Here is a 6,755-nt window from a genome sequence, read left to right as displayed (position 1 = left end):
GCGGTCGAGCGCCCCGCCGACGCGTTCGACGGGGCGCCCGCCGCCGACGCGCTCGACCTGGCCCCTGCCGGGGTGCCCGGTGGGGACGCCGAGGGTGACCACCGCGCGGACGAGCCGGTCCACGCGGGTGCGTCGGTCGACGAGCCCGGTGCGGCGCCGCCCGTCGCGGCCGACGAGGGCCGGCCCGCGTCCTGACAGAACGGCCCTCGCGCCGCATGGGACCGTGGGGGGACCCGCCGTCGCCGGCCCTGCGCCCTCCGTCTCTCTCGGGGTGGCCTCAGGGGTGATCCGGGGGTATCCCCTATGTCCGGGGCGGTGCGGCGGGCCTACCGTGGGAGTCACGACGCCGGCCAGCAGGTCGGCGCCCGACGACCGCTGGAGCTGATGACGCGTGGAGGCATGGGCGCTCGCCCTCGTGGGGTCCCCCTGGGTCTTCGTCGTGCTCTACCTGCTCGCGACGATCGACGGGTTCTTCCCGCCGATCCCCAGCGAGTCGATCGTCATCGCGCTGGCGGCGCTCGCCATGTCGAGCGGTGAGCCGAACCTGCTGCTGGTCGTGCTCGTCGCCGCGGCGGGTGCGTTCACGGGTGACCAGATCGCCTACCAGATCGGCACGAAGGTCAAGGTCCGCGAGGTGCGGTTCCTGCGGTCGGCGCGCGCCCAGGCGGCCATCGACTGGGCCGAGCGGGCGCTCGAGCACCGCGGGGCGTCGTTCATCATCGCGGCGCGGTACATCCCGGTGGGGCGGGTCGCGGTGAACATGACCGCGGGGGCGCTGCACTACAGCCGGCGCCGGTTCTCCGGCCTGGCGGCGCTCGCGGCGATCACGTGGGGGATCTACTCGACGGCGATCGGGGTCGGGGCAGCGGCGTGGCTCGGGCACAACCCGATCCTCGCGGTGTGCGTCGGCGTCGTCGGCGGTGTGCTGCTGGGCGTCGCCATCGACTGGGTGCTGCGCCGCTACCACGCGATCGTCGACCGGCGCCGCGGCGGGCGTGCCGGGGTCGCGACGCCCGTCCCGCTGCGCGGTGTCGGGGCGACGGCGGCGTCGTCGCGTGCGGTCGCCGAGGACGACGCGGTCGCCTGAGGCGCCCTCGGGACCGGGGGCCGGCCGTCGGGTCACGGACTGCTCACGATCCGTGCGCGGCTGCTAACGATCCGGTTGCGACGGGGGCTTCGTGCCGGTGTGTGTGCCTACGCTGTGACTCGGGTCGACAGGGGAGTCGACATCTCCCCGCGACCCGCGTGGCCCCACGGCTGCCGTCGCGGGCCGACGCACCAGGGGGCACAGCAATGGCAGCGCGCGCACGTCTCGACCGACGACCGACCGGTGCTCCGGCCGGTCGTGCGGCCGGTGCGCGCGGACGGGTCGACGGTCGTCCCCGCGACCGGGTGACGGGTGCGGTCGCGGTGGTGCTCGCGGTCGTCGCCGGCATGGTCCTCGCGGCGTGCGCCGGGCCGCCGGAGGTCACGAACCAGCCCGACGCGCACGTCGCGATCCAGGCCGACTGCCTCGACGCCCGGGTCGTCCGCGACCTGGGTCTGGTCCCCGACGAGGGGGGCTCGGCGGAGCCGGCCGGGTCGGGCGCGGTCACGCCCGGGGGCGTCCCGGAGGACTTCGCACCCGTGAGCGTGCTCGTGTGCTCGGCGTCCGGCACGCTGCGGTCGGCGTCGGGCACGTGGGTCGCGGTGACCGAGAGCCGCCGCGAGGGCGACCTCGCGCCGCTCCTCGCGGCGCTGGAGCGGCCGTCGCAGGAGCCGACAGGAGCGTGCGAGGCGACCGCGGCGGTGCCGACCGTGCTGTGGCTCGTCGACGTGCTCGGGCGGGCCGTGCGGCCGGTGTGGCCGACCGACCGGTGCGGGGCGCCGGTCGCCGACGTCCACGAGGCGCTCGACGCGCTCGTCGAGACCGACACGACCGACTTCCCGGTCGAGCGCATCGTCCCGTCCGGGCCCCCGTCGGGGCGATGACGGCACGACGGACCCGCGCCCGCGGGCCGTGGCACCAACCGGGCGGGCGCGTCAGAGCTTGCGCAGGCGGACCCGCTCGACGGAGTGGTCGCTGCCCTTGGTGAGGACGAGCGTGGCGCGGCTGCGCGTCGGCAGGATGTTTTGCTCGAGGTTCGGGGCGTTGATGCTGTCCCAGATCCCCTCGGCACGCTCCACGGCCTCGTCGTCCGACAGCGACGCGTACCGGTGGAAGTACGACTCGGGCTGCGCGAACGCCGTCTCCCGCAGGCGCAGGAACCGGTCGACGTACCACTGCCGGATGTCGACGGTGCGGGCGTCGACGTAGATCGAGAAGTCGAAGAAGTCGCTCACCGCGAGGTTCGACGTGCCCTCCTGCGTCGGCCGGGCCGGCTGCAGCACGTTGAGGCCCTCGACGACCAGCACGTCCGGGCGGTTCACGACGACCTCACGCCCCGGGACGATGTCGTACGTCAGGTGGTCGTAGACGGGGGCGCGGACCTCGGGGCGGCCCGCCTTGACCTTCGACACGAACCGCAGCAGGGCGCGCCGGTCGTACGACTCGGGGAAGCCCTTGCGGTCCATGAGGCCGCGGCGCTCGAGCTCCGCGTTCGGGTACAGGAACCCGTCGGTCGTGATGAGCTGCACGCGGGGGGTCGCGGGCCACCGCGCGAGGAGCTCGCGCAGCAGGCGCGCCGTCGTCGACTTGCCGACCGCCACCGACCCGGCGACGCCGATGACGAACGGTGTCCCGCCGACGTCCTCGCGCAGGAACGTGCTGGACGCGGCGTGCAGGCCGCGCGTCGCCTCGATGTGCAGGTCGAGCAGGCGCGAGATCGGCCGGTAGATGGCGTCGACCTCCGCGAGGTCGATCGGGTCGCCGAGCCCGGCGAGGCGGTCGACGTCCGCGTCGGTGAGCGGCAGCGGCGTCGAGGCCGACAGGCGCCGCCAGGCGTCGCGGTCCAGGTCGACGTACGGCGTGGCCGGGGTGAGCGACGGTGGCACGGGGACGATTGTGCCGGACGTCGAGCCGCGCGGTGACCGTGACGCGGGCGACGTCCGCGGCAGCCCGTCCACGCGCGGGCGCCGGATAGACTCCGCGGCATGTGTGGAATCGTGGGCTACGTCGGATCCCAGACCGCGAGCAGCCGTCCGCTGGACGTCGTGCTCGAGGGCCTGCGGCGGCTCGAGTACCGGGGCTACGACTCCGCGGGCGTCGCGCTGGTCAGCCCCACGGGCGACCTCGGGACCGCCAAGAAGGCCGGCAAGCTGGCGAACCTGGTCGAGGAGCTGGACCTGCACCCGCTCGACGGCGCGACCGCCGCCATCGGGCACACGCGGTGGGCCACGCACGGCGCCCCGAACGACGTCAACGCGCACCCGCACGTCGCGGGCCGGCTCGCCCTCATCCACAACGGCATCGTCGAGAACTTCGCCGTGCTCAAGGCCGAGCTGCTCGCCGCGGGCGTCGAGTTCTCCTCCGAGACGGACACCGAGGTCGTCGCGCACCTCGTCGCCCGCGCCTACGAGAGCAGCCACGACCTGACGCAGGCGCTCACCGAGGTCGCCGGGACGCTGCACGGCACGTTCACGCTCCTCGCGGTGCACGCGGACGCGCCCGACGTCGTCGTCGGTGCCCGCCACGACTCGCCCCTCGTCGTCGGGCTCGGCGACGGGGAGAACTTCCTCGGCTCCGACGTCGCGGCGTTCATCGCCCACACGCGCGAGGCCCTCGAGCTCGGCCAGGACCAGGTCGTCACGATCACCCCGACGTCCGTGACGGTCACCGACTTCGACGGCAAGCCCGCGGACGCCCGCCGCTACACCGTGGACTGGGACGCCGCGGCCGCGGAGAAGGGCGGCTTCCGCTCCTTCATGGACAAGGAGATCCACGACCAGCCGCACGCCGTCGCCGACACGCTGCTCGGCCGGACCGACGCCCGCGGCCGCCTCGTCCTCGACGAGGTGCGCATCGACGAGGCCGTCCTGCGTGCGGTCGACAAGATCGTCGTCGTCGCGTGCGGCACCGCGGCCTACGCGGGGCACGTCGCCAAGTACGCGATCGAGCACTGGTGCCGGATCCCCGTCGAGGTCGAGCTCGCGCACGAGTTCCGGTACCGCGACCCGGTCGTCAACGAGCGCACGCTCGTCGTCGCGGTCTCGCAGTCGGGCGAGACGATGGACACCCTCATGGCCGTGCGGCACGCGCGCGAGCAGGGCGCGAAGGTCCTCGCGATCGTCAACACGCACGGCTCGACGATCCCGCGCGAGTCCGACGCCGTCCTCTACACGCACGCCGGGCCGGAGATCGCGGTCGCGTCGACCAAGGCGTTCCTCGCGCAGATCACCGCGGCGTACCTGCTGGGGCTCTACCTGGCCCAGCTGCGCGGCAACAAGTTCCCCGACGAGATCGCCGAGGTCCTCACCGAGCTGCGGGCCATGCCCGACAAGATCCAGCAGGTCATCGACCGTTCGGGCCGCGTCCGCGAGATCGCCCGGTGGATGGCCGACACGCAGTCGGTGCTGTTCCTCGGCCGCCACGTCGGCTTCCCGGTCGCGATGGAGGGCGCGCTCAAGCTCAAGGAGCTCGCGTACATCCACGCGGAGGGCTTCGCCGCGGGCGAGCTCAAGCACGGCCCGATCGCGCTGATCGAGCCGGGTCAGCCCGTGTTCGTCGTCGTGCCGTCGCCGCGCGGCCGGGACTCGCTGCACTCCAAGGTCGTCTCGAACATCCAGGAGATCCGCGCGCGCGGCGCCCGCACCCTGGTCATCGCGGAGGACGGCGACGAGGCGGTCCGCGCGTACGCCGACGAGGTCTTCTCGATCCCGCAGGCGCCGACGCTCCTCGCGCCGCTGCTGGCCGTCGTCCCGCTGCAGGTGTTCGCCTCCGAGCTCGCGCACGCCAAGGGCCTCGACGTCGACCAGCCGCGCAACCTCGCGAAGTCCGTCACGGTCGAGTGACCCCCGCGCAAGGCACGGGGGAGCGGACGTGATCGTCGGCGTCGGCATCGACGTCGTCGACATCACGCGGTTCGTCGCGACGCTGCACCGCGTGCCCGCGCTGCGCGAGAAGCTCTTCACCGAGGCCGAGCGGGCGATGCCCGAGACGTCGCTCGCGGCGCGGTTCGCCGTGAAGGAGGCGCTCGCGAAGGCGCTCGGCGCCCCGCCCGGGCTGCACTGGCACGACGCCCAGGTGCCGCGGGCGGCGGGCGCCCAGCCCGTGCTGGAGGTCAGCGGCACCGTCGCGGCGCGCGCCGCCGAGCTCGGCGTGGCCCGGTTCCACCTGTCGATCTCGCACGACGCGGGGATCGCGTCCGCCGTGGTGGTCGCCGAGCGCGACTGAGTCGCCGGCCGCCCCCCGCGCCCGCCGGACGCGGGTCGGGGCGGGCACCGGTCCGGCACCCGCCCCTGGCCCGCCGGGCGCACGCCCGGCTCGGTCTCAGCGCAGGGCCGGGACGACCTCGCGCTCGAACAGCTCGATGCCGGACCGGTCGTAGGCGGCCTCGGCGAAGTACGTGATCGCGTACGTCATGCCGAGCCGCTCCAGGTCCCGCAGCTTCTCGACGAGCTGCTCGGGGGTGCCGACGAGCACGCCGTTGCGGAACTCCTCGGCGACCTCGGGGGCCTTCGCGGGGACGGTGAGCGACAGGTGCTCCTCGACCCACGCCATGCGGTCGTCGACCTCGGCCTGGTTCTCGCCGATGACGACGTTGAAGTTCGACGAGCGCGTGATCTCCTCGAACGGGCGCCCGATCGCCTCGCAGTGCTGCCGCAGCACCTGCGACTTGTGCGTGAAGACCTCGGGGTGGCCGTCGAAGTTGGTGTACTGCGCGTGCTCCGCGGCGATCCGCAGCGTCTTCTTCTCGCCGCCGCCCGCGATCCACAGCGGTGGGCCGTCGACCTGCAGGGGCAGCGGGGAGAGCTGCGCGCCGTCGACCTGGTAGTGCTTCCCGTCGAGCGTCGCGACACCGTTCGTCCAGAGCTGCTTGAAGATCTGCACGCCCTCGTCGAGCATGCCGAGCCGCTCGCCCGCGGTGGGGAAGCCGTAGCCGTACGCGCGCCACTCGTGCTCGTACCAGCCGGCGCCGATGCCCATCTGGACGCGGCCGCCCGAGATGACGTCGGCGGTCGCGGCGACCTTCGCGAGGTAGGCGGGGTTGCGGTACGCCATGCACGTGCACATCTGGCCGAGCTTCACGCGGGACGTCGTGGCCGCGTAGGCGTTGATGAGGCTCCACGCCTCGTGCGTCGCCTCGCCGTTCGGCTCGGGGACCGCGTGGAAGTGGTCGTACACCCAGATCGAGTCGAAGACGTCGCCGTCGTCGGCGTGCTTCGCGAGGCCGCTCATGACGGCCCAGTGGTCACGGGGCTCGATGCCGGTGAGGTCCTGCCGCCAGCCCTGAGGGATGAAGAGTCCGAAGCGCATGCCGGGCACGTTACCTGCGGACCGGCCAGGATGAGAGGCGTGCTGCTGTCGTGGAACGCGGCCCGGGTGCGGGCGGCCGAGGAGCCCTTGCTGGCCGCGGGCGTCCCGCTCATGGACCGGGCGGCGTTCGCGCTGCACGTCGTCGTCGCCCGCGAGCTGCAGGCGCGGCGGGGCCGGGTCGGCGGCTCGCGGGTCGTCGTGCTCGCCGGCGCGGGCAACAACGGGGGAGACGCCCTGCACGCGGGGGCGCTGCTGGCGCGGCGCGGGGTGCGCGTCGACGCCCTGACGACGTCCGGGCGCGTGCACGACGCGGGCGCGGCGGCGCTTCGAGCGGCGGGCGGGCGACTGCGCGGGCTGGCGG

At 74.0% G+C, this 6,755-nt stretch carries 8 protein-coding genes; 6 read left to right on the top strand and 2 right to left on the bottom strand.

Features of this window, described 5'->3' with window-relative positions; all coding sequences use genetic code 11:
- From CBZ_RS21070 to CBZ_RS16700, 3 genes are all read left to right on the top strand, one after another.
- Positions 1-195 (top strand): hypothetical protein (locus CBZ_RS21070; protein WP_218022801.1); only part of this gene is annotated, 195 nt, incomplete at its 5' end.
- 196 nt (positions 196-391) lie between these two features.
- Positions 392-1,087 carry a DedA family protein gene (locus CBZ_RS16705; protein WP_130782615.1) on the top strand — a complete coding sequence of 232 codons (696 nt, stop codon included), beginning with the start codon at positions 392-394 and terminating at the stop codon, positions 1,085-1,087.
- A 305-nt stretch (positions 1,088-1,392) separates the two neighbouring features.
- On the top strand, positions 1,393-1,971 hold the full coding sequence (locus CBZ_RS16700; RefSeq protein ID WP_130782614.1) for a hypothetical protein: 579 nt from the start codon (positions 1,393-1,395) through the stop codon (positions 1,969-1,971).
- 51 nt (positions 1,972-2,022) lie between these two features.
- On the opposite strand, the gene coaA is transcribed toward CBZ_RS16700, so the two are convergent.
- The gene (gene coaA, locus CBZ_RS16695; protein ID WP_130782613.1) at positions 2,023-2,973 is read right to left on the bottom strand and encodes a type I pantothenate kinase; all 951 of its coding nucleotides are present in this window, start codon (positions 2,971-2,973) and stop codon (positions 2,023-2,025) included.
- 99 nt (positions 2,974-3,072) lie between these two features.
- On the opposite strand from coaA, the gene glmS reads away from it, so the two are divergent.
- Both glmS and CBZ_RS16685 read left to right on the top strand, forming a co-directional pair.
- Entirely contained in the window at positions 3,073-4,929 is a 1,857-nt protein-coding gene (gene glmS, locus CBZ_RS16690) for a glutamine--fructose-6-phosphate transaminase (isomerizing) (RefSeq protein WP_130782612.1), read from the top strand.
- Between the two features lie 28 nt (positions 4,930-4,957).
- Positions 4,958-5,311: a holo-ACP synthase gene (locus CBZ_RS16685; protein ID WP_130782611.1), complete on the top strand. Its 354-nt coding sequence runs from the start codon at positions 4,958-4,960 to the stop codon at positions 5,309-5,311.
- Positions 5,312-5,407: 96 nt separating this feature from the next.
- On the opposite strand, the gene CBZ_RS16680 is transcribed toward CBZ_RS16685, so the two are convergent.
- The gene (locus CBZ_RS16680; protein ID WP_130782610.1) at positions 5,408-6,394 is read right to left on the bottom strand and encodes an LLM class F420-dependent oxidoreductase; all 987 of its coding nucleotides are present in this window, start codon (positions 6,392-6,394) and stop codon (positions 5,408-5,410) included.
- A gap of 30 nt (positions 6,395-6,424) precedes the next feature.
- On the opposite strand from CBZ_RS16680, the gene CBZ_RS16675 reads away from it, so the two are divergent.
- Positions 6,425-6,755 (top strand): NAD(P)H-hydrate epimerase (locus tag CBZ_RS16675; RefSeq protein WP_281274900.1); only part of this gene is annotated, 331 nt, incomplete at its 3' end.

It is taken from the genome of Cellulomonas biazotea (genome assembly GCF_004306155.1).
In the GTDB taxonomy this organism is placed as follows: Bacteria; Actinomycetota; Actinomycetes; order Actinomycetales; family Cellulomonadaceae; genus Cellulomonas; species Cellulomonas biazotea.
Note: the sequence above shows the minus strand (reverse complement) of the source record. Positions and strands in the feature narration are given on the sequence as shown.

Bases quoted from the DNA above. Each gene is read 5' to 3' on its own strand.
- glmS (WP_130782612.1), top strand. From the start codon at position 3,073: ATGTGTGGAATCGTGGGCTACGTCGGATCCCAGACCGCGAGCAGCCGT.
- CBZ_RS16680 (WP_130782610.1), bottom strand. From the start codon at position 6,394: ATGCGCTTCGGACTCTTCATCCCTCAGGGCTGGCGGCAGGACCTCACC.